Origin of the sequence: Streptomyces sp. NPDC101132 (assembly GCF_044759225.1) — a bacterium.
In the GTDB taxonomy this organism is placed as follows: Bacteria; Actinomycetota; Actinomycetes; order Streptomycetales; family Streptomycetaceae; genus Streptomyces.
Genome location: NZ_JBIVYX010000010.1, coordinates 292,001 through 311,183, shown reverse-complemented (window position 1 = coordinate 311,183; position 19,183 = coordinate 292,001). Strand labels below are relative to the sequence as shown.

The window sequence follows — 19,183 nt, the reverse complement described above, 5'->3', positions numbered from 1 at the left end:
TTACCACGATAGCCACCAAGAGGCCCACGTGGAGCGTCTGTTGAACAGATTGGTGGCTCAATCAGGGCGCTCCACAGGGATCTATATCGCTGGCATATGCCAAGGTCATGGGCCTGCGCCGTCAACATCGGGAATGTCCGCCGACCGGTCCCTGTTCGACCTCTTCGTACAGTTTCGATCACCGGACGAGAACCGCACGGAAGTGGCGGGAGAGGCGGGCGAGGGCGGAATGCAAGACGCCATCCGAGGGACAGTGCGGGGCACGGCTCCGGTCCCGTTGTCGGTACTGGACCTCGTCACCGTCGGTGCCGGATCCACGGCGGCGGAGTCGCTGCGCACCAGCGTCGCGATCTCCCGGCTGGCCGAGGCCCGCGGCTACCACCGGCACTGGGTGGCGGAGCACCACTCGATGCCCGGGGTCGCCAGCTCCTCGCCGGCCGTGATCCTCGCGCACCTGGCCGCCCACACCTCCCGCATCCGCCTCGGCTCCGGCGGCGTGATGCTGCCCAACCACGCGCCGCTGACGGTGGCCGAGCAGTTCGGCACCCTGGAGGCCCTCGCTCCGGGCCGTGTCGACCTGGGGCTGGGCCGCGCACCCGGCACCGACGGGCACACCGCCCGGGCGCTGCGCGGGCCCGGCCGGGCGGACGACGCGGCGGAGGAGTTCCCGCGGGCCCTGGCCGAGCTGGTCCGGTTCCTCGACGACGACTTCCCCGACGGGCACCCGTACGCCCGCGTGCACGCCGTGCCGGGCCCGGTGCAGGGCCCGGCCGGGCGGCCGCCGGTGTGGCTGCTGGGCTCCTCCGGGTTCAGCGCCCGGCTGGCCGGCGAGCTGGGGCTGCCGTTCGCCTTCGCCCACCACTTCTCGGCGGCCAACACGCTGCCGGCCCTGGACCTCTACCGCGACTCGTTCCGCCCGTCCGCCGTGCTGGACCGGCCGTACGCGCTGATCGGGGTGGCAGCGCTGGCCGCCGACGACGAGCGCGAGGCCCGCCGCCAGGTGCGTGCGGCCGCGCTGTCGATGCTGCGGCTGCGCACGGGGCGTCCGGGCCTCGTGCCGACGCCGGAGGAGGCCGAGGCGTACCCGTACTCCGCGGCCGAGCGCGAGTTCCTCGACGGCTGGCTGCGCAACGTCGTCCACGGCACCGCCGACGAGGTGCGGGCGGGGCTGGACGCGCTGGCCGCGCGGACGGGCGCGGACGAGCTGATGCTGACCTCCAACGCCCATGCGGGGGAGGCCAGGAGGCGCTCGTACGAGCTCGTCGCAGATGCGTACGGGATGCCCGGGGGCGCCTCCTGAGGTGACGTACGGCGCGCGAACGGGGATTGGCTGGTTTGTTGCCGAAACCTTGCGCGCGAAACATTCAAGGGAGCCTTAAACCGCTCGTCACCCGGGGTGGCGAGCGGTTTTTCGTATGCGATCAAGGGTCTGACCAGAGGTTTTGTGTCGGGAGTGGTCTAGTCCTTCTTTGGTCCAAACCATTGACTCGGCCACGGAGCGGCGGCTATCACTTCACCCAGCGCGCGCACCTCCCGTCCCTCCCACCTCCCCGGGGGCTGTTCATGCACATCCGTAAACCGCTTCTCGCGGCCATCTCCACGGCGGCCCTCGCCGCCGGCGCCCTGGCCGGTTTCGCCGGGCTCGGCACCGCCCAGGCCGCGGACGCCACCCCCAGCACCGGCGGCGTGAAGATCGCGTACTACGACCAGTGGAGCGTGTACGGCAACGCCTTCTACCCCAAGCACCTCGACACCCGGGGCATCGCGGGCAAGCTGGACGTCATCAACTACTCGTTCGGCAACATCCACCCCACCAACCTCACCTGCTTCGAGGCCAACAAGGCGGCGGGCGACGACAACAACCCCAACGCCGGTGACGGCGCGGGCGACTCGTACGCCGACTACCAGAAGTCCTTCAGCGCCGCGGACAGCGTCGACGGCGTCGCGGACAAGTGGGACCAGCCGATCGTGGGCGTCTTCAACCAGTTCAAGGAACTGAAGGCCAAGTACCCGCACCTGAAGATCAACATCTCCATCGGCGGCTGGACCTACTCCAAGTACTTCCACGACGCCGCGCTCACCGACGCGAGCCGCAAGAAGTTCGTCAGCTCCTGCATCGACCAGTACATCAAGGGCAACCTGCCGGTCGAGGGCGGCTACGGCGGCCCCGGCACCGCGGCCGGCATCTTCGACGGCATCGACATCGACTGGGAGTACCCCGGCTCCTCGGGCGGCCACCTGGGCAACCACTACGGCCCCGAGGACAAGCAGAACTTCACCCTGCTGCTCAAGGAGTTCCGCACCCAGCTCGACGCCTACGGCGCGGCCAACGGCGGCAAGAAGTACCTGCTGACCGCCGCCCTCCCGGCCGGCCAGGACAAGATCAAGTACATCGAGACGGACAAGATCGGCGCGTACCTCGACTACGCGAACATCATGACGTACGACATGCACGGCGCCTGGGACGGCGACGGGCCGACGTACCACCAGTCCCCGCTCTACTCCGGTGCCAACGACCCGACCGACCCGATCGCGCCCGGCACCGAGAAGTACAGCATCGACAACGCGATCGACTCCTGGATCGACGGCAACGCCGCCTACGGCATCGCCGGCGGCTTCCCGGCCAACAAGCTGACCCTGGGCTACGAGTTCTACTACCGCGGCTGGAAGGGCGTCCCCGCGGGCGCCGCCAACGGCCTGGCCCAGCCCGCGACCGGCGCGTCCGGTGTCCGCCCGGTCAGCCAGCAGGCCGGCATCGCCCACTACAAGGAGCTGGGCGGCATCGTGGACAACGCCGCCACCACCTTCTGGGACGACCAGGCCAAGGCCTCGTACTTCTACAAGGACGGCGAGTGGTTCACCGGCCTGAACCAGAAGTCGATCCAGGCCCGCGCCGACTACGCCCACCAGCGCGGCCTCGCCGGAGCGATGATGTACTCGCTGCTCGGCCTGGACGAGAACACCACCCTGCTCAACCAGATCGTCGCGGCCGTCGGCGGCTCCCCGAGCACCCCGCCCACCACGCCGCCGACCACGCCCCCGACGACCCCGCCCACGACGCCTCCGACGACTCCGCCGACCACGCCGCCCACCACGGGCTGCACGGCCCCCGCGTACGTCGCCGGCACCGTCTACACCGGCGGCCAGCAGGTCTCCCACAAGGGCCGCAACTGGAAGGCCAAGTGGTGGACGCAGAACGAGGAGCCCGGCACCACCGGTGAGTGGGGCGTCTGGCAGGACCTCGGCGCCTGCTGATCCCCCCACCTCGCGCCGAGCGACGGAGCGCCCCGACCCCTCACACCCGGGGGGACGGGGCGCTCCCGTACGTGCCGGCCGGGGCGCCTCCGTACGCGGCCCGGCCGATCATCTCCGCGATCCGCTCGGGCCCCACGGCCCGCGAGTACAGCCAGCCCTGGCCGGTGTCGCAGCCGACCCGGCGCAGCCGCGCCGCCTGGCCCGCGGTCTCCACGCACTCCGCCGTCACGGTCAGCCCGAGCCGGTGCGCGAGCTGGACCAGGGCCTCCACGATGGTCTCGTCGGCGGGGTTGGGGTGGGCGCCCTCCTCGTAGCGGAAGCCGCGTACGAAGGAGCCGTCGAGCTTGAGCACCGAGACGGGCAGCCGGCTCAGGTAGGCCAGGTTCGAGTAGCCGGTGCCGAAGTCGTCGATGGCGATCCGCACCCCCATGTCGCTGAGGGCCTGGAGCGCCTGGAGCGGGCGGCCCGCCGAGCCCATCACCGCGGACTCGGTCAGCTCCAGCTGGAGCAGCTCGGGCGCCAGCCCCGTCTCGGCGAGGATCTCCGCGACGTCGCCCACCAGGTCGGAGTCCCACACCTGGCGCACCGCGACGTTGACCGACACGAACACCGGCTCGTCGGACGGGTGGTCGAGCTGCCAGCGGCGGGCCTGCCGGCAGGCGGTGCGCAGCACCCACTGCCCCAACTGGACGATGGAGCCGTCCTCTTCCGCAATTCCGATGAACCGATTCGGCGTCAGCGTGCCGAACTGCGGGTGGTTCCATCGGGCGAGCGCCTCGACGCCGCGCACCGCGCCGCTCTCGAGGTCCACCAGCGGCTGGTACTCCAGCGTGAACTCCCCGCGCTCCACCGCCGGGCGGAGGGTGCTGGACAGGGCCTGCCGGGTCATCCGGTGGGCGTTGCGCTCGGGGTCGAAGAGGGTCCAGCGGGCCTTGCCGTCCGCCTTGGCCCAGTACAGCGTGGTGTCGGCGGCCTGCATCAGCCCGGTCGCCGAGGTGCCGGCGCAGGTCCGCTCGACGACGCCGATCGACGCGGAGACCGAGAGCCGCTGGCCCGCCAGGTCGAAGGGCTCCTGGAGGGCCGCCAGTACGGACTTGGCCAGGTCGGCCAGCTGCTCGGTGCCGGTGGAGTCCTCGACGAGCAGGGCGAACTCGTCGCCGCCGAGCCGCGCCACCAGGTGCCCGCCCGGCCTCCCGTACCCGACCTGGTCCGCGCAGTGCGTCAGGCGGGCCGCCACGGCGGTCAGCAGGCGGTCGCCGACGCGGTGGCCCAGGGTGTCGTTGACCGCCTTGAAGCCGTCCAGGTCGAGGTAGCAGAGCCCGATCCGGCCCGTGCCGCCCCGGTCGTACGAGGAGGCCTCCAGGGCGGCGGAGAGGCGCTCGAAGAACAGCGCCCGGTTGGGCAGCCGGGTGACCGGGTCGTGCATCTGGAGGTGGCGCAGCCGGGCCTGGAGGTCCCGCCGGTCGCTGATGTCGGCCACCGACAGCAGGACGTCGGGCGTGCCGGGCACCGGGCCGAGGGTGACCTCGGTCCACAGCGAGTGCCCGTCGGGGTGCTTGAGCCGGCGGGTGCAGCGCAGCTTGGCCTGCCGCCCGCGGAGCACCTCCAGGTACGCCTGCCAGGTACGGGCCTCCGCCGCGAGGTCGACCAGCTCCGCGGCGGACTGCTCGACCAGGGAGTGCGCCTCGGTGCCGAGGAGTTGGGCCAGGGCCTGGTTGGCGGCCACCACCTGGCCGTCCCGGTCGACCACGGCCATCGGCAGGTGGGCCGCGTTGAACGCCGCCCGGTAGTCGCGCAGTTCGGCAGCGGACCGGCCGACGGGATGACGTTGCGTAGTCGTCGGCCGGAGGCTGCCGGCCGCTGAGCCGGGTCCTTCTGGGGTTCCGCTCACCGTTCGCTCCCGCAGTGCAGTTGTCTCGGCAGTTGTCTCGGCAGGTCGGTCGGGAACCGCCGGCCGGATGAGGGGAGACCGCCCGGAGGCCGTGTCCGCGCAGGAAAGTGTGCCGATCATAGAGGCTGCCGGGAGGGGCTATCCAGCGCCGCCGCCGCGCGTTCCGGTACCCGGATGGGCGGTAGCGCTTCCACGATCGATCGTTTCTGCGCGGCTCTGTGCGGCTCTGCGCGGGTGTGAACGCCCTGCGCTGCGACCTGATCGGCTGTGACGTTCCGTAAGGCAGCGCGCTGCCCTGCCGCTCACTCGTGTGGGGCACTGGAACAGGACATACGACAATGAAGCGGCACAAGGTGGATGGACTGACTCAAACCATCACCGGAGGTCGACGTGCCGCGACAGCAGACACCCGGGGGAGTGGAGCGCTGCCGCGCGCGCAGTACGGCGGCGGCCCTCACCTCCCTGACGGCCCTCGCCGCCATGTCGCTCGTCGCGGGCCCCGCGGAGGCGGTCGCCCCCGGCGCCGGCCCCTGCGCCCTCACGCGCACGTCCGCCCACCACTCCCTGGGCCTGGACACCTGGAACGGCGACTACCCCAAGCCGGTGCGCTCACTCGACGCGGTGATGGTCTTCCTCTCCTTCCCCGACGCCGTCCCGGCGACCACGCCCCAGGAACTGACGGCCGACTACTTCCCCGCGACCAGCGAGTTCTTCGAGCGGGCCTCCTACGGGAAGTTCCGGCTGGTGCCGCACCCGCAGGAGCGGTGGATCCGGATGCCCAAGCCGTCCGGGGCGTACCGCATAAAGCGGGACTGGGCGCCCGGCGACCGCGCCGCGTACCTCAGGGACGCGGTGGCGGCCGCGGACCGGGAGGTCGACTTCAGCCGCTACGACATCGTCTACTTCGTGGCCGACCCGGACGCCCCCGGCGTCGACTCCGACGCGACCAAGGTGGTCAACTTCGACCGGCCGCTGCGCGCCGACGGTTCCGACCTGCGCCGGATCGTCACCGTCTTCGAGAAGCACCCGCCGGACCGGAACGTGCTCGCCCACGAGACCGGCCACGTCTTCGACCTGCCCGACCTGTACCACCGGCCCACCGACGGCAAGGGCGACTGGGACACGTACGTCGGCGACTGGGACGTCATGGGCAGCCAGTTCGGCCTGGCCCCCGACCTCTTCGCCTGGCACAAGTGGAAGCTGGGCTGGCTCGGGCCGGACCAGGTGGACTGCGTCCAGGGCGGTACGTCCCTGCACACGCTCCAGCCGCTCGGCCAGGCCGCGCCGCGGGGCGCCGTCGGCGGCACCCGGCTCGCGGTGGTCCGTACGGGCCCCAACAGCGCGGTGGCCATCGAGGCGCGCGGCTCCGCCGGGAACGACGAGGACACGTGCGCCGAGGGCGTGCTGGTCTACAAGGTGCGCAACGAGGCCGCCTCGGGCCGCGGCCCCATCGAGGTCATGGACGGGCACCCGGACAGCGAGGCCTGCTGGGACCGCTCGGTGTACCCGCCGCTGGCGGACGCGCCGCTGGAGGTGGGGGAGGCGTACACCGTGCCGGGCGAACCCGTCCGCATCGAGGTCGCCGACCGCACCCCCTCCGGCGCCTACACCGTCAAGATCACGACCTGACGGGCGGCGCGCCGGCCGCCCGCGCACGGGAAACGAAGAAGCCCCCCGCTGCTGCGAGGGGCTTCTTCCGTCGGTGCGCCGCCAGGGACTCGAACCCCGGACCCGCTGATTAAGAGTCAGCTGCTCTAACCAACTGAGCTAGCGGCGCCTGCTGACGTCGTAGACATTAGCACCCTCATCCGCCGGAGGAAAAATCGATACGCGCACGGCCTCGGCGGACGCCGCCCTGGCCGCCCGCACGCAGGCCCACAGCAGCACCTCGGGGCCCGGCAGCCAGGGCTGCCGGGTGTCGGGGGCCACCAGCCAGCGCGAGGGCCCGCCCGGTGCCCCCGCGGCCAGCGCCGGCACGGTCACCGCGTCCCCGCGGCCGTGGCACAGCGGCGCCGGAATGGCCTCGCCCCACTCCTCCCAGTCCAGCAGCGAGGGCAGCCGCTGCGCCGTCCCCGGCGCCGCGAACAGCAGCATCCGCCCGCGGTGCACCGCCACCGGCCCCGAGCCGGGCCCCGCCTCCCACAGCTGGTCCAGCATCCGCCGGCCGAAGACCACGGGGACGTTCACCACGTCGAAGGCCGTGCCGCAGGGCAGCACCGCGGGCGCGGTCGGCCGGGACTCCCAGAGGGAGAGGGTGCTGCGCGGGTACGCCGAGGCGGAGGCCAGCCACGCGGCGCCCGGCGGGGTGACGGCCGCGGCCGGGTGCGCCGCGGGACGCGCCTCCTCGGCGGCCAGCAGGCCGAACAGGTCGAACTCTTCCGTGCCGGTGGCGGTGCCGCAGCCGGACGTCTCTTCGCGGGTCTCTTCGCGCAGCCAGGAGTTCATGGGTCCATGTGTACCGGGTGTGGCGAACTCCTCTCGGAGAGTTGCCGAAAACCGGGACGCCAGGGGCATGGGACCGGTACCTTGCCCCCTCGGCATATGCCAGCACCCCGTGCCCGAACGGGCCACGGGGTGCCGGAAGCGCGTCGGCGCGCGCGGGGTACGGGTCAGTGGCGGCTCTCGCCCTCGCCGCGGAGCAGCCCCTCACCGAACTCGATCATCCGCTTCGCGTAGTCCTCGGTCCAGTCCGCGCTCTCCGCGATCGCCGCCGCGGACAGCCGGTCGAACCGGCGCGGATCCGCGAGCTGAGCCGCCGCCACCGCCTGGAACTCGATCGCCCTGTCGTGCGCGGCGCGGAACGCCAGGGTCAGCTCGGTGGCGCGGGCGAGCAGCGCCCGGGGGTCGTCCATCGACTCCAGGTCGAAGAAGTGCTCCGGGTCCGCCACCGCTTCCGCGGGCTCGAAGAGCAACTGTGCGGGCCGCAGCCTCCGCTCCCGCTCGGCCTCTGCCATCCGTGTCCTCCTGACGTGCTGCGTGCGATCCGTGCTTCCGGGCCACCCTCCATTGTCCAACGCCGCGCAAGAGGACCCCCTCGCGCACGTGAGCGAACGCACCCGGGCCGGGGTCAGGGGCGCCAGGGGATGCGGTGTTCGGCCAGGTGGGAGAGGACCGCGTGGTTCGCCTCCCACCCATCCGGGAACTTGACCGTCACGCCCAGTTGGACCGGGTCGGTCGACGGGTGTTCGTCCAGGAGTTCCGCCACCCCCGCGCGGCAGACCACCACACACGCGTGGCGGTGCCGGGAGGCCAGGACGCACAGGCGGCCCGTCTCCAGGTGGAAGGCGGTGGCGTCCGGCCGGCCGGACAGGGGGTGCAGGACCACGGTCAGGTCGTACTCGCGGCCCTGGAGGCGGTTGGCGGTGTCCACCGTCACGCCCGTGACGCCCAGCTCCGCCAGGGCCGCGCGGACCGCCGCCGCCTGGTCGCGGTGCGCGGTGCCGACCGCGATCCGCTCGGCCGTGACCGGCACCGGCTCCTCGGACCGCTCCGAGACGGCCACCGTGCCCCGGTCGAGCACCCGGCGCACCACCAGCGCCACCGCCCGCACCGCCTCCGGGTCGGTGCGCGGGGTGTGTCGGGCCGGCAGTTCCAGCAGCCCCCACCCCGATTCGGCGGCTTCGTCCAGCACCCGGTCGGGCCCCGAGCCGTCGGAGGCCACGCCGAAGGACATCCGCCGGTCGCCCGGGCCGGTGCCGCTGCGGAACGGCGTGTACGGGTAGAAGGCGCCCGACACCAGCGGCGCGGCCGAGGCCGGGAGCCGCCACGACACCGGCAGCCGGTGCTGCGGCAGCTGCGGGTTGTGCGCCAGCAGCGTGGCGACGGCGCTCGCCGAAGGGTCGTACGACAGCCCGGCCCACTGCTCGGCGCCCACCACGCTGAACGGGTCCAGCTGGCCGGGGTCGCCCACGAACAGCGCCCGCTCGAACAGCCCGGCCACGGCCAGCAGCGCGTCCGAGCGCATCTGGTACGCCTCGTCGACGATCGCGTGCTCCCACGGCTCGACGCCCTGCACGTGGGCCCACTTCGCCGCGGTGGAGATCACCACCGGCAGCCCGTCCAGCTCCCCGGCCTTGCTGGACAGGGAGACCGAGGGCAGTTCGGTCAGCGCCGGGTCGTACGACTCGGCGTCGCTGCTGTGAAGCCGCCCCACCCGCAGCTCCGGGTCCTTCTCGTGCAGCCGGAGCACCAGGTCGTCCACCTGGGCGTTGGTCTGGGCGACCACCATCAGGCGCCGGCCGGCCGCCGCCAGCTCCCGGGCCGCCCGCACCACGAGGGTGGACTTGCCGGCCCCGGGCGGGGAGTCGACCACCACGCCGCGGTGCCGGCCGTCCATCGTGTCGCGCAGGATCGCGCGGGTGGCCTCGGCCGCGGCGGCTCCGGGGTCGAAGTCCGTGGCGGATGCGGTCGGGGTCACGGCAGTTCCTCGGCGGTCGGGGTCGGCAGGCCCTCGGCGGGGCGGGGGAGGTCCTGGGCCGGGCACGGAAGGTCCTCGGCCGGGCGCGGTTGCCCCTCGGCGGTCGGGGTCACAGCAGGTCCTCGGCGGTCACGGCGTCCGGGGCCTCGGCCGTGGTCCGGGCGGCCGGCGGGCCCCCGTGGGTCCAGGGCGTGTCCTCGGGCTCGGGCAGCCTGGGCCCCGTACGGCTGTCGTGCTCGAAGAGCGTCCAGCAGACCCGGTCGCCCTTCTCCGGCACCGACCCCGGCTCGGGGTCACGGCTCCGGCCCATCTTGTCCAGCAGCCGCAGGACCAGCCCTCCGCCCTCCTCCTCGTACCGCACGAACGCGGCGCTCTGCGGGCGGCCGTCCAGCGAGCGGTAGACCTTCGTGCCGGGCGCGAGCCGCGGCTCGTCCTCGGTGGCGACGGTCACCAGCGGGCGGGGGCTGGGCCGCTTGGACTCCGTCCACTCCATGACGACCTCGGTCACCTCGCCCGCGAACGCCTCGCCGGCCAGCCGGCGTCCCGCCATCACCAGCGGGTCGTCCAGTGCCTCCTGCGCGTCCAGCTTCGCCTGCTCGCTCTCCCGGCGCGCCAGCTTCTGCGCGGCGGTGACCGCGTCGTCCACCCGCGGCTGCGGCGGCTCGCCGGCCCTGATGCGGTCGCGGTGGCCCGTGTACGACCAGCGGTCGCCGGTCCAGCGGTCCTCGGCCCGCTCGCCGGGCGGCAGCGCGCGCAGCAGGTCGAGTGCCCGCCAGACCGCCCACCAGGTGGGCCGCAGCTGCTCCGCGACCAGCCGGCGCACCTCCCGGCCGGCGCGCAGCACGGCCTCCTCGTCCCGGGGCCGGGCCGCGCGGGCGGCGTCGTACCGCGTCATGGCCGGGGCGAGGAGGCGGTTGTCGAAGGCCGGGTCGGTGGCCGGTCCGGCGGGCGGCCAGAGCAGCTGGCCCCGCTCGTCCCGGCCGAGTTCGGCGCGGAGCGCCCGCTCCGCGCCGGACTCGCCCTCCGCGGCGTCGATCCAGCCGAGCAGGGCGCCGAGGTGCTGGTCCTCCAGGTTGCTCTGGCCGGTGGCCCAGTGCCGGCCCAGCAGGTCGGTGGCGGCGAGCAGCATCGCCGAGCCGGGCACGCGGGCGCGCTCGCCGAGGTGGGTGAGCCAGCGGCCGAGCAGCGGGATGCGCGGGGGAGCGGGGTACGGGGTGTCGGGGTCCTGCTCGGCGGTGCGGCGGAAGCGCATGGAGCGGCCGAGCAGGCGCACGTACTCCACGCCGGCCCGGTTGGGGACGACGAGCTGCGGCGCGTCCGTGCACAGCTCGGTGGTGACCTTGACGCGCTTGCCGGTCTCGGGGTCGGTCTCGGTCCGCTCGGCCGGCTCCACCTCGTCGGCGAAGCCGTCGACGTACGGCAGGACGGCGTCGGCCAGGTCCGCCAGGAACTCCCAGCGCAGGTCGCGGTCCCGGGGCTGCGGGACCACGAGCAGCCGCGGCTCCTCGGGATCGGTGCCGACCAGCGCGCCGAGCGGGGCGCCCGCCTCGCCGGCGGTGGTCAGCGGTACGAGGACCAGCGGGCGCGTCGCCAGGTGGCGGTGGCGCACCGTCGCGAGCGGGACGGCGCGTCCGTCCCGTACCGCCTCCAGCCGGGCCAGGGTGCTCAGCAGGGGCATCAGGGGACCTCCGGGGAGTCGGGCGCGGCGGCGGTGCCGGCGGCCGGCGGCCGGGGGCGGGCGGCGGCTTCGGCCAGGGCCTCGGCGCGCAGCCGGGCGGCCCGCCGCAGCGCCTCGGCGGTGGGGTCCGTGGGCTCGCCGGCCGGGAGGGACCCGGCCGCTTCCAGGGCCTCGGCCACGGTGGTGAGGGCGCCCAGCTCGCCGCGCACGGAGCGGCCGAGGGCGGTGACCGAGCCCTCCGCGCGGGCCCGCTCGCGGCAGTGGAAGGCCAGCTCGCAGGCGGCCAGGCACTCGGGCGCGTAGGCGGCGGAGACGGATTCGACGGCGGCGGTGAGCTCCTCGCGGGGGCGCTCGGGGTCGAAGCAGGTGCCCTCGGCGAGGTCTTCGGCCAGCTCCTCGACCCGGGTGAGGCGGTCCAGCTGGCGGCGGGTGACGGAACGCTGCCTGCGGATGTCGACGGACGCGGCCGTCGGCAGGTTGGAGAAGTCCTTGGGGCAGACCAGCAGTACCGAGTGGTCCACGGCCGCGCCCTCCACCAGGCCCGCGATCCGCTCCAGGGCCAGGACGTACACGGCGGCCTGGCGGGCGGCGGCTCCGACCTTGGCGGCGTCCGCGGTGCCGTCGACCATCGGGAAGGACTTGATCTCCACCACCGTCCAGCGGCCGTCGGGCCGGACCACGACCGCGTCGGGCTCCAGGAAGGCGGGGGTCCCGGCCACCTCCAGCGCCAGCATCGGGTGGTCGAGCAGGGCCCAGGCGCCGGCCTCGGTGGCCTCGCGGAGGGCGAGCGAGGTGCGGGCGGCGCGGCCCTCGGGGCCGATGGCGGTGAGGTCGGGAAGGAGCACCTCGCCGGGGACGGGCGCGGGGAGCGCCGGGCCGGAACGGTGCTCGGCGAGCAGCCGGATCAGCTCCCGGCCGCCGTCGGCCTTGACCCGGGCCTCGAAGGAGTTGCCGCGGACGATCGCGAACTGGGACTGGCCGAAGGACGCGGGCGAGCCGAGCGCCTCCGCGAGGCGGTTCTTGTCCACCCCGGCGCCGTCGAGGAGCGCGCGTCTGCGGCACCCCGGGTTGGCCGCGAGGGCGGCCAGGGCGCGGGCGTCGAGGGGCCGGGGCGGCACCTGGGGTCCGCGCAGTTCGGCCAGCCGCCGGCGCAGCGGCGGCCGCGGGTCGGGGGTTCCGTCGGGTGGGTAGACGCTCACGCGCGGAAGTCTCCCATCCGCCACTGACAGCGCGTGGTCGTCCGCGCTTTTCACGTGCGGGATGATGGAGGGGTTATCCGTTTTGCCCGTTTATCCGTTTGTTCCGTTTGTGTCGGGTGCCGAACGTGCGCGAACCGCGCCCGGCAGGACGTCACACCGGCCGGAACCCGCGGTTCCTCGCGTCTGGAGAGTCCTCATGGCACCCCGCATCCTCCTGGCCCGTCACGGACAGACCGCCTGGTCCCTGTCCGGGAAGCACACGGGCCGGACGGACGTCCCGCTGCTGGACGAGGGCCGGCAGGGGGCGAAGCTGCTGGGTGCGCGCCTGGCGCGGGAACCCTTCGCCGGACTGCCGGACGTGGAGGTCCGCACCAGCCCGCTCGTGCGGGCCAGCGAGAGCTGCGAGCTGGCCGGCTTCGGGGACCGCGCGGAGCCGTGGGACGTGCTCATGGAGTGGCACTACGGCGCGTACGAGGGGATGACCCCCGCCGAGATCCAGGCCGTCCGGCCGGGCTGGCTCATCTGGCGGGACGGCGTGCCGGAGGGCGAGGCGGTCGCCGACATCTCCGCCCGCGCGGACCAGGTGATCGAGTGGGCCCGCTCCGCCGACCGCGACGTGCTGGTCTTCGCGCACGGCCACTTCCTGCGCACCCTCGGCGCCCGCTGGCTCGGCGAGCCGGCCTCCTTCGGCGCGCGCCTGCGCCTGGAGCCCACCTCGCTGTCGGTGCTCGGCTGGGCGTACGGGATGCCGGCCCTGGAGCGCTGGAACGACACCGGACACCTGACCGCCTGACGGGGTGCGCACTGACGGGGTACGGGCCCGCGCGGCCGGCCCGCGGCGCCCCCTCCGGTCGGAGCGCGGCGCCCCCGGTCAGACCGCGGCGTGCCTGGTCAGGAACGAGGCCACCCGCGGCGAGCGCTGGTGCGGCACCAGGGTCCTGGCCGTGGCCCCCAGCATCGACTGCACCCGCGAGGACTGCACCTCGCCGAGCAGGTCCAGCACCCGGTGGCCGGCCGCCGCCGCCTCGTCCGGGGCCCCCGCGTGGGCCAGGTCCCCGGCGAGCTGCGAGGTGGACAGGGCCACGTTCCGCGCGAAGTGCGGGTCCTGGAGCCCGGCCGCGCGGCGGGCGTGCCGGGCAGCGCGGGACCACTCCGACAGCGCGGACCAGCACTGCGCCTCCAGCAGTTCCAGCTCCGCCTCCCCGAAGAAGGACATCCACTCCGGGTCCACCGGCGACGCCCCCTTCGCGAACAGCGTGTGGGCCCGGCCCAGCGCGTCCTCGCAGGACCTGCGGTCCCGGAGCAGCGCCCAGCCGCCCGCCTCCCGCAGCGTGAGCAGCGACAGCAGCCGGGGCGAGGAGAGGCCGCGGGCCGCCCGCTGGCCCGCCTCCGCCGCCCGGATCGCCTCGCGGGGGCGGCCCGTGTCCCGGGCCAGGAAGGCCATGTTGGAGAAGGCGTGCGCCTCCAGGCCCGCGTCGCCGGAGACCCGGGCGGTGGCCAGCGCCTCCGCGTAGTGCGAGCGGGCGTCGTCCAGCCGCCCCGAGTCGTGGGCCAGCCAGCCCACCGAGAGGGCCAGTTCGCCCGCGCCCGCGTGCAGCCGGTCCTCCGTGGACTGCCGGGTGGCGCCCGCGTCGAGCAGGGCGTACGCCACCCGCAGCGGCTCGGCGGCCCGGCGGTAGAGGCCGTCCGCGCCGTGCCGGTCGTCCAGCAGCCGGATGCGGCGTACGGCCTCCTCGACCGCGGCGGCCTCGGCCTCGCCGGCCCGCCGGGGCAGGGCGCGCCGCTCCGCCGCCTGCGCGGGTACGGGGCCCAGGGCAGGGGCGAACCCAAGCGTGGCGGCCGCCACCGTGGCGGAACCGCCGGTCATGAACGCGCGACGCAACACGTCGCTCTCCTCAGGGGGGATGGGGGCGGCGGCCGGCCGTGCCCCCCGGCCACGCACGGATTCGCGTGCCGAGAAGCCCAGGTCGGCCAGCGTGCGCCCGGGGAACATGTGCAGGAAGACCCGCTCGTACGCGTAGTTGGGGCAGCGGATCTCACCCGCCTCCACCCGCCCGATGTACCGGGCGTCGCACGAGACCGACTCGCCGATCTCGCGGGCGGCCCGCCGCACCGCCGCCGCGAACTCGCCCGCGGAACGCCGGCCGCGCAGCCGGCGGAAGGCAACGTTGGGGGCCGCGGGGGAGGTTGGTGACGACGCCATGGCCGTGCCCTCTCTGGCGAAGTGCTGCCGCCGGTACGTGTGGGGGTCCGGCGCGCAAAAACGTACCGGCCGAGAGGGGTACGGCAACCGGTGTTTAGCTACAAACGGGATATCTCACCCGCGATCCGCCATGAACTGCCATCCTTTGCGGCGGCCTGTCGCCGCACCCGTTGACGACCCCGCGCGTTGAACCATGAGGAGCGGGAGGTGTCTCCCGGCCGGTACGAGGAGGGGCCCGATGCCGGAGACAGCCCTGGAGGCGGAACGCATGGAAACGCGCGGCAGCGGGAGCGGTGAGGACACCGCCCCCGACCTCGTCACCGTCCCCGCCCGGCAGGGCCTGGAGGCGGTGGACATCATCCGCCGCGCCGCCGCTGCCGCCGGCGTCGGCCCCGTACTCCACGACGGCGCGGACGACACCCTCGGCTTCCTGGTGCCGCACGGCACCGCGGCCGGCTGGGACCTGCCGGGCAGCGCCTGTACGCACACCTCGGGACGCGGGCTGCGCATCGAGCAGCCGCCCGCCCCCGAGGGGCCGCAGTGGCTGCTGCCCCCGGACAGCGCCGAGCGCGTCACCGACCCCGAGGTGCTGCGCGCTGCCCTCGGCGAGGCCGCCCGCCTGATCGAGGCCGCGGACCAGCTCACCAGGTGACCGCCCGCCCCGGCGCCGGGCCGCCCCGGTGACCCGCCGGGCCATCGGCCGCGGCAGGGCCCGGGCCCCCGCCCCCCGACCGGCGGCAACCGGGCCCGCGCCTCCCGACCGGCGATAATGGCCGGATGGCCAGAGAACGGCGCGGCGGCCGCCCGCGCACCCCGGAAGCCGTCGTCGAGCAGGTGGACGGCGGGCTCGCCGAGCTGGCCCCCGACCGCGAGCGCACGAACGCCTGGACCCTCCTGATCGACGGCGCCCCGCAGTCCCACGTCGACCTCGACGACCCCGCACACCTGGACTTCGCCTACCAGCGCCGGATCGGCCACGTCATCGACCTGGCCGCCCCCGCCCGCCGGCCCCTCAACGTGGTCCACCTCGGCGGCGGCGCCTTCACCCTCGCCCGGTACGTCGCGGCCACCCGCCCCCGCTCCACCCAGCAGGTCGTGGAGATCGACGGGCGCCTGGTGCAGCTGGTGCGGACCCACCTCCCCCTCGACCCCGGGGCCCGCATCCGGGTGCGCTCCGTCGACGCCCGCGCCGGCCTCGCGAAGGTCCCCGACGGCTGGGCGGACCTGGTCGTCGCCGACGTCTTCAGCGCCGCCCGCACCCCGGCCCACCTGACCAGCACCGAGTTCCTCGACGAGGTGCGCCGCGCCCTGTCGCCCACCGGCTGGTACGTCGCCAACCTCGCGGACGGGCCCCCGCTGGCCCACCTGCGCGGCCAGATCGCCACCGCCGCCGCCCGCTTCCCCGAACTCGCCCTGGCCGCGGACCCGGTGGTGCTGCGCGGCAAGCGCTTCGGCAACGCCGTGCTGGTGGCCGCCGACCGGGCGCTGCCGGTCGCGGAACTCACCCGCCGGGTCGCGAGCGACCCGCACCCCGGCCGCGTCGAACACGGCCCCTCCCTGGCGGACTTCACCGGCGGCGCCGCCCCGGTCACCGACACCGCGGCCACCCCCTCCCCGACCCCACCACCCTCCGTGTTCCGCTGACCGGCGGAACGGCGGACCGGCGCCCGGGGACGCGCTGACCGGAGACCGGCACGCCGAAGAGCTATCCGTCCGACTGGTAGGTCTCCACCAGCGGGGGGTGGTCGTGCCAGGTGCAGAAGACCGACACCTCGCGGTCGTCGCGGGTGAAGGTGACGCGGATCCAGGTGGGCTGCTTCCAGACCTGCATGCGCCAGCCGTCCGAAGGGGTGGCGGAGACCAGTTCGGCCGATTTCGTGCCGAGGTCGAAGACCACCAGGCCGCCCGTGACCGGGTAGCTCTTCACGTGGCCCGAGCCCCCGCTGCCGCCGCCGTCGTAGGCACGGGAGCTCGGGCGTGGCCCGACGGCCGAGGAGGCCGGGTGCGGGTCGTGCGGGGACGCCGTCGCCGCCGCGGGCGTGCGGGAGGGCGCGGCGGAGGGGGCGGAAGGAGAGGGGGAGGAAGAGGGGGAGGGGGCGGGCTCCGAGGAGGGCGGTGCGGCCCCGTGCGTGGAGGAGGACAGGGCGCCGGCGGAGAGCGGGAGGGCGCGCGGAGGGTCGTACGCGGTGCCCGACATGACCGTGTGCACGCCCCACCACGACAGGGTCACCGCGGCGCCGGTCGCCAGGGTCCACGCCATCACGTGTACAAGTCCTCTGTGCATCAGGGCACATACTGCACCACACGCCCCAGAGGTGCACCGACACCCCCGAGGGTCCCGCGGGTTCCCCCGTATGGCGTACGGTGCCGCCCATGGCAAGTGTGCTCGTGGTCGAGGACGACCAGTTCGTACGTTCCGCCCTCATCCGGCACCTGACCGAGGCCGCCCACACCGTGCGGAGCGTCGGCACGGCGCTGGAGGCGCTGCGCGAGGTGGCCCACCACCGGTTCGACGTGGTCATCCTGGACCTCGGCCTGCCCGACCTCGACGGGGCCGAGGCCCTCAAGATGCTGCGCGGCATCACCGACGTACCCGTGATCATCGCGACCGCCCGGGACGACGAGGCCGAGATCGTGCGGCTGCTCAACGACGGCGCGGACGACTACCTGACGAAACCGTTCTCCGTGGAGCACCTCTCCGCCCGGATGGCCGCCGTGCTGCGCCGCTCGCGCGCCGCGGCCGGCGCCGAGCCGCCCTCGCGGGTGCTGCGGGTGGGCGGGCTGGCGATCGACCCGCTGCGCCGCTCGGCCGAGCTGGACGGCACGGTCCTGGACCTGACCCGCCGGGAGTTCGACCTGCTGGCCTTCCTCGCCGGACGGCCCGGCGTGGTCGTCGCGCGCAAGGAGCTGCTGGCCGAGGTCTGGCAGCAGTCGTACGGCGACGACCAGACGATCGACGTGCACCTGTCCTGGCTGCGCCGCAAGCTGGGCGAGACGGCCGCCAGGCCCCGGTACCTCCACACCCTCAGGGGAGTGGGCGTCAAGCTGGAGCCGCCGCTGTGAGGTGGGCGCTGGTGAAGGTGTGCCTCGCGGTCACCGTGATGGTGGTCGTGGCCTTCGCCGTCCCCCTCGGTCTCGTCGTGCAGGAGATGGCGCGGGACCGGGCCTTCTCCAACGCCGAGCGGCAGGCCGCCGCCATCGGACCCACCCTCTCGATCACCACCGACCGCCGCCAGCTGGCCAAGGCCGTCGCCTCCACGCAGATGGGCGCGGCGGACCGGATGGCCGTGCACGTGCCCGCCGTACCGGCCGACCCGGTCGCCGGTACGGCCGGGGCAGGCCCGGTGGACGTGGGCCGCGGCTGGGCGGGCCCCGCGCAGGTGGCGGACACCCGGCGGCTGGGGCGGGCCACCACCACGGCCGTCGCGGGCGGCGGCTTCGTGCTGCTCCAGCCCACCGCCATCGGCTCGGGCGGGATCGCGATCGTGGAGGTGTACGTCCCGGAGGGCGAGGTCAGCAACGGCGTCGGCACCGCCTGGCTGGTGCTGGCGGGCGTGGGCCTCGCGCTGGTCGTCGGCTCGGTGGCGGTGGCCGACCGGCTCGGCGTCCGCATGGTCCAGCCGGCCGGCCGCCTCGCGCACGCCGCACACGAGCTGGGGGAGGGCCGGCTGGGCGCCCGGGTGCCGGAGGAGGGGCCGGCGGAACTGCGCTCCGCGGCCGTGGCGTTCAACTCGATGGCCGACCAGGTGGTGCGGCTGCTGGCCAACGAGCGGGAGCTGGCGGCCGACCTCTCGCACCGGCTGCGCACCCCGCTGACCGTGCTGCGGCTCAACGCGGCCTCCCTCGGCGACGGGCCGGCGGCCGACCAGACGCGGGCCGCGGTGGAGCAGCTGGAGCGGGAGGTGGACACGATCATCCGCACCGCCCGCGAGCAGCGCCCGCAGACCCAGGGGCAGCCCGGGGCCGGCGCGGGCTGCGACGCCTCCGAGGTGATCCGGGAGCGGATGGCCTTCTGGTCGGCGCTGGCCGAGGACGAGGGCCGTGAGGTGCGGATGGCGGGGGTGGACCGTACGGTACGGATCCCCGTGGCCCGGGCCGAACTGGCCGCGGCCCTCGACGCGATGCTGGGCAACGTCTTCCGGCACACGCCCGAGGGGACGCCCTTCGCAGTGGACGTGCACGACGCGGGGGACGCGGTGATCGTGCTGGTCTCCGACGCGGGGCCGGGCATCGCGGACCCGGAGGGCGCGCTGCGGCGGGGCAACGACGGGGCGCGGGACGGGTCGACCGGCCTGGGCCTGGACATCGTGCGGCGGGTCGCGGAGTCGACCGGCGGCGACGTGCGGATCGGGCGCTCGGTGCTGGGCGGCACGGAGGTCCGGGTGTGGATCGGTGCCGACGGACGCGGGCGGCTCCCGGAGCAGGGCCGCCGGGGCCACCGGAGCCGGGTCGGGCGGCGGCGGAAGGGCGCGGGGGCGGCCCCGTAGCGGCTCCGTAGCGGCCGCGGGCGGCCCGCGCCGGGCGGCCGGGTGGGCGGCTC

At 74.7% G+C, this 19,183-nt stretch carries 16 protein-coding genes and 1 tRNA gene; 8 read left to right on the top strand and 9 right to left on the bottom strand.

Annotated features, from left to right (window positions below; genetic code table 11):
* Window positions 1-229: 229 nt before the first annotated feature.
* On the top strand, window positions 230-1,300 hold the full coding sequence (locus ACIQUR_RS24245; RefSeq protein ID WP_403667828.1) for an LLM class flavin-dependent oxidoreductase: 1,071 nt from the start codon (window positions 230-232) through the stop codon (window positions 1,298-1,300).
* A 263-nt stretch (window positions 1,301-1,563) separates the two neighbouring features.
* Entirely contained in the window at window positions 1,564-3,255 is a 1,692-nt protein-coding gene (locus ACIQUR_RS24240; RefSeq protein WP_403667826.1) for a glycosyl hydrolase family 18 protein, read from the top strand.
* 40 nt (window positions 3,256-3,295) lie between these two features.
* Here ACIQUR_RS24240 and ACIQUR_RS24235 read toward each other — a convergent pair whose 3' ends face one another.
* A complete protein-coding gene (locus ACIQUR_RS24235) occupies window positions 3,296-5,146 on the bottom strand; it encodes a putative bifunctional diguanylate cyclase/phosphodiesterase (protein WP_403667823.1) in 1,851 nt (616 codons plus the stop codon).
* A gap of 390 nt (window positions 5,147-5,536) precedes the next feature.
* On the opposite strand from ACIQUR_RS24235, the gene ACIQUR_RS24230 reads away from it, so the two are divergent.
* The gene (locus ACIQUR_RS24230) at window positions 5,537-6,775 is read left to right on the top strand and encodes a M6 family metalloprotease domain-containing protein (RefSeq protein ID WP_403667820.1); all 1,239 of its coding nucleotides are present in this window, start codon (window positions 5,537-5,539) and stop codon (window positions 6,773-6,775) included.
* A 74-nt stretch (window positions 6,776-6,849) separates the two neighbouring features.
* On the opposite strand, the gene ACIQUR_RS24225 is transcribed toward ACIQUR_RS24230, so the two are convergent.
* The 6 genes from ACIQUR_RS24225 to ACIQUR_RS24200 all read right to left on the bottom strand — a co-directional run bounded on the left by ACIQUR_RS24225 (window position 6,850) and on the right by ACIQUR_RS24200 (window position 12,440).
* Window positions 6,850-6,923, bottom strand: a tRNA-Lys gene (locus tag ACIQUR_RS24225).
* Window positions 6,914-7,591 carry a bifunctional DNA primase/polymerase gene (locus ACIQUR_RS24220; RefSeq protein WP_403667817.1) on the bottom strand — a complete coding sequence of 226 codons (678 nt, stop codon included), beginning with the start codon at window positions 7,589-7,591 and terminating at the stop codon, window positions 6,914-6,916. Before ACIQUR_RS24220 ends, ACIQUR_RS24225 begins: the two co-directional genes overlap by 10 nt.
* A 164-nt stretch (window positions 7,592-7,755) precedes the next feature.
* Window positions 7,756-8,100, bottom strand: a complete 345-nt coding sequence (locus ACIQUR_RS24215) for a hypothetical protein (protein ID WP_403667814.1) — start codon at window positions 8,098-8,100, stop codon at window positions 7,756-7,758.
* 113 nt (window positions 8,101-8,213) lie between these two features.
* The gene (locus tag ACIQUR_RS24210) at window positions 8,214-9,563 is read right to left on the bottom strand and encodes an AAA domain-containing protein (protein WP_403667811.1); all 1,350 of its coding nucleotides are present in this window, start codon (window positions 9,561-9,563) and stop codon (window positions 8,214-8,216) included.
* Window positions 9,564-9,672: 109 nt separating this feature from the next.
* On the bottom strand, window positions 9,673-11,241 hold the full coding sequence (locus tag ACIQUR_RS24205; RefSeq protein ID WP_403667808.1) for a hypothetical protein: 1,569 nt from the start codon (window positions 11,239-11,241) through the stop codon (window positions 9,673-9,675).
* Window positions 11,241-12,440, bottom strand: a complete 1,200-nt coding sequence (locus ACIQUR_RS24200; RefSeq protein WP_403667806.1) for a hypothetical protein — start codon at window positions 12,438-12,440, stop codon at window positions 11,241-11,243. The genes ACIQUR_RS24205 and ACIQUR_RS24200 overlap by 1 nt, the downstream gene beginning before the upstream one ends.
* Before the next feature lie 196 nt (window positions 12,441-12,636).
* Here ACIQUR_RS24200 and ACIQUR_RS24195 point away from each other — a divergent pair, with 196 nt between their 5' ends.
* Window positions 12,637-13,233, top strand: a complete 597-nt coding sequence (locus ACIQUR_RS24195) for a histidine phosphatase family protein (RefSeq protein ID WP_403667803.1) — start codon at window positions 12,637-12,639, stop codon at window positions 13,231-13,233.
* A 78-nt stretch (window positions 13,234-13,311) separates the two neighbouring features.
* Here the strand turns inward: ACIQUR_RS24195 and ACIQUR_RS24190 are convergent, their stop codons facing one another.
* Window positions 13,312-14,643 (bottom strand): tetratricopeptide repeat protein, encoded by a 1,332-nt coding sequence (locus tag ACIQUR_RS24190; RefSeq protein WP_403667801.1) that lies wholly within the window; start codon window positions 14,641-14,643, stop codon window positions 13,312-13,314.
* Between the two features lie 238 nt (window positions 14,644-14,881).
* Between ACIQUR_RS24190 and ACIQUR_RS24185 the strand changes: the two genes are divergently transcribed.
* Together ACIQUR_RS24185 and ACIQUR_RS24180 are read left to right on the top strand one after the other, a co-directional pair.
* Window positions 14,882-15,295 (top strand): hypothetical protein, encoded by a 414-nt coding sequence (locus tag ACIQUR_RS24185; RefSeq protein ID WP_403667798.1) that lies wholly within the window; start codon window positions 14,882-14,884, stop codon window positions 15,293-15,295.
* Window positions 15,296-15,420: 125 nt separating this feature from the next.
* On the top strand, window positions 15,421-16,287 hold the full coding sequence (locus ACIQUR_RS24180; protein WP_403667795.1) for a spermidine synthase: 867 nt from the start codon (window positions 15,421-15,423) through the stop codon (window positions 16,285-16,287).
* A gap of 61 nt (window positions 16,288-16,348) precedes the next feature.
* On the opposite strand, the gene ACIQUR_RS24175 is transcribed toward ACIQUR_RS24180, so the two are convergent.
* Window positions 16,349-16,903 carry a hypothetical protein gene (locus tag ACIQUR_RS24175; RefSeq protein ID WP_403667792.1) on the bottom strand — a complete coding sequence of 185 codons (555 nt, stop codon included), beginning with the start codon at window positions 16,901-16,903 and terminating at the stop codon, window positions 16,349-16,351.
* Window positions 16,904-17,016: 113 nt separating this feature from the next.
* Between ACIQUR_RS24175 and ACIQUR_RS24170 the strand changes: the two genes are divergently transcribed.
* Both ACIQUR_RS24170 and ACIQUR_RS24165 read left to right on the top strand, forming a co-directional pair.
* Window positions 17,017-17,706: a response regulator transcription factor gene (locus tag ACIQUR_RS24170; protein ID WP_403667790.1), complete on the top strand. Its 690-nt coding sequence runs from the start codon at window positions 17,017-17,019 to the stop codon at window positions 17,704-17,706.
* Entirely contained in the window at window positions 17,703-19,130 is a 1,428-nt protein-coding gene (locus ACIQUR_RS24165) for an ATP-binding protein (protein WP_403667787.1), read from the top strand. Before ACIQUR_RS24170 ends, ACIQUR_RS24165 begins: the two co-directional genes overlap by 4 nt.
* Window positions 19,131-19,183: the final 53 nt, after the last annotated feature.